This is a genomic window from Martelella sp. (assembly GCF_984369615.1).
Genome location: NZ_CFHTCS010000507.1, coordinates 1 through 2401 on the forward strand (window position 1 = coordinate 1; position 2401 = coordinate 2401).

Annotated in this window: 4 protein-coding genes; 3 read left to right on the top strand and 1 reads right to left on the bottom strand. The window is 66.3% G+C overall.

Going from position 1 to position 2401, the window contains the following annotated elements:
- The 3 genes from AC5DC2_RS22955 to AC5DC2_RS22965 all read left to right on the top strand — a co-directional run.
- The coding region (locus tag AC5DC2_RS22955) for a VOC family protein (RefSeq protein WP_491700161.1) at nt 1-251 on the top strand (251 nt) is incomplete at its 5' end.
- Between the two features lie 3 nt (nt 252-254).
- A complete protein-coding gene (locus AC5DC2_RS22960) occupies nt 255-962 on the top strand; it encodes a 4-carboxy-4-hydroxy-2-oxoadipate aldolase/oxaloacetate decarboxylase (RefSeq protein WP_491700162.1) in 708 nt (235 codons plus the stop codon).
- Nucleotides 955-2016: a 4-oxalomesaconate tautomerase gene (locus AC5DC2_RS22965; RefSeq protein WP_491700163.1), complete on the top strand. Its 1062-nt coding sequence runs from the start codon at nt 955-957 to the stop codon at nt 2014-2016. Before AC5DC2_RS22960 ends, AC5DC2_RS22965 begins: the two co-directional genes overlap by 8 nt.
- A gap of 6 nt (nt 2017-2022) precedes the next feature.
- On the opposite strand, the gene AC5DC2_RS22970 is transcribed toward AC5DC2_RS22965, so the two are convergent.
- A partial coding sequence (locus tag AC5DC2_RS22970; RefSeq protein WP_491700164.1) for an ActR/PrrA/RegA family redox response regulator transcription factor occupies nt 2023-2401 on the bottom strand: 379 nt, incomplete at its 5' end.

Consider the following 2401-nt stretch of genomic DNA (forward strand, 5'->3'; position numbering starts at 1 on the left):
TGCAGAACGGCGTCCACATCGAGACGGGGCCGCACAAGCACGCGATCCAGGGCACCTTCTTCCTCTATGTCTGGGAACCGGCCGGCAACCGCGTCGAGCTCGCCAATGCCGGTTCCCGCCTCGTTCTGGCGCCGGACTGGCAGCCGGTCTGCTGGACCGAGGCCGACCGCAAGAAGGGCCAGGCCTGGGGACTGAAGACGATCGAGAGCTTCCATACCCACGGCACGCCGCCGGTTGCCGGCAAGGAGTGAAGGATGAGCACGGATAGCCTCAAACTGGCGCCGGGAACGCCCGGCTATGTGATCCGGAATGTTGCGCGCGCCGAGGGCGCCGTCATTGACGCTCTTGGCGAGGCAGGCGTTGCGACCGTGCATGAGGCGCAGGGGCGCATCGGCTGCCTTGCCGCCGATCTACGGCCGATCTATCGCGGCGCGCAGATCGCAGGCTCCGCGGTCACCATTTCGGCAGCGCCCGGCGATAACTGGATGATCCATGTGGCGATCGAACAGCTTCAGCCGGGCGACATTCTTGTGCTCGCCCCGACCAGCCCTTGCGACAACGGCTATTTCGGCGATCTTCTGGCGACCTCGGCAAAGGTGCGCGGCTGCCGCGGCCTGGTCATCGATGCGGGCGTGCGCGACACGAAGGACCTCGAGGCGATGGATTTTCCCGTCTGGTCCAAGGCCGTCAGCGTCCAGGGCACGGTCAAGGAAACGCTCGGCTCGGTCAATGTGCCGGTCATCTGCGGCGGGCAGTTGATCGAGGCGGGCGACATCATTGTCGCCGACGATGACGGCGTCTGCGTCGTGAAACGGGCGGATGCCGAAAAGGTGCTGGCGGCCGCTGAAAAACGTCTCGACAACGAGGAGATGAAGCGCAAGCGGCTCGCCGCCGGCGAGCTCGGCCTCGACATCTACGACATGCGCCCGCGCCTTGCGGAAAAGGGCCTGAAATATGTCTGAGGACGGCATACCGTGTCTGTGGATGCGCGGCGGGTCATCCAAGGGCGCCTATTTCCTGGCTTCCGACCTGCCGGACGAGAAGGCCGCGCGCGACGATCTGCTGCTGCGGATCATGGGCTCGCCCGATCCGCGACAGATCGACGGCATCGGCGGGGCCGATCCCCTGACCTCGAAGGTGGCGATCCTGTCGCCGCCCTCGCGCGATGATGCCGATGTCGACTATCTGTTCCTGCAGGTCTTCGTCGACAAGCCGCTGGTGAGCGACAAGCAGGGCTGCGGCAATATCCTGGCCGGCGTCGGTCCGGCGGCGATCGAGCGCGGGCTTGTGCCGGCGAACGGCGCGCGGACCGAGGTCCGGATCCATATGGTCAACACCGGCGAGATCGCGGTGGCGCGGATCGAAACGCCCGGCGGCAGGGTCAATTATGCGGGCGATGCCGAGATCGCCGGGGTGCCGGGCCGTCATGCGGCGATCCCGCTTCTCTTCAAAAATATTGCCGGCTCGATGTGTGGCGCGCTTTTGCCCACCGGCAATGCGGCCGACGCGATCGAGGGCGTGAAGGCGACGCTGATCGACAACGGCATGCCCTGCGTCATCCTCCGGGCGGAGGATTTGGGCCTGACCGGCAAGGAAGAGCCGGAGGCACTGGAAAAGGACACGGACATCAAGAAACGGCTCGAGGCGATCCGGCTGAAGGCCGGGCCGATGATGGCGCTCGGCGATGTGACGGAGGCCTCGGTGCCGAAGATGACGCTGGTCTCGACGCCGGAAAAAGGCGGCGCGATCGCCACCCGTTCCTTCATTCCGCACAGGGTCCACGCCGCCATCGGCGTCTTCGCCGCCATCTCGGTGGCAACGGCGACGCGGATCGAAGGGTCGGTGGCGAAGGGGTTGGCGGTCGATCCGGGCGACGGCAATTATCTGGTCGAGCATCCGACCGGCGCTCTGGATGTGTTTCTCGACATCGGCGCGGAAGGAAAAATCCTCGGCGCCGGCAATCGCCGCACGGCCCGCAAGCTGTTCGACGGGCGCGTGTTCCCGCGCGAGGGGTAAGCGGCCTCAGCGCGGCGCGCGTTTGGCCAGAATCCGCTGCAGGGTGCGGCGATGCATGTTGAGACGGCGCGCGGTTTCCGACACATTGCGGTCGCACATCTCGTAGACGCGCTGGATATGTTCCCAGCGCACGCGGTCGGCCGACATCGGGTTTTCCGGCGGATCGACCTTTTCGCCCGGCGCCTGGGTCAGGGCATGAACGATATCGTCGGCGTCGGCGGGTTTGGCCAGATAGTCGAGCGCGCCGAGTTTCACGGCCGTGACGGCGGTGGCGATATTGCCGTAGCCGGTCAGCACCACGATGCGGGTATCCTCGCGGGCCTCGCGAATGGCGGCGATCACGTCGAGGCCGCTGCCGTCCTCGAGCCGCAAGTCAACGACGGCA

Excerpts from the sequence above, each read along its gene's own strand:
- AC5DC2_RS22960 (WP_491700162.1), top strand. The coding sequence starts at position 255 with ATGAGCACGGATAGCCTCAAACTGGCGCCGGGAACGCCCGGCTATGTG.
- AC5DC2_RS22965 (WP_491700163.1), top strand. The coding sequence starts at position 955 with ATGTCTGAGGACGGCATACCGTGTCTGTGGATGCGCGGCGGGTCATCC.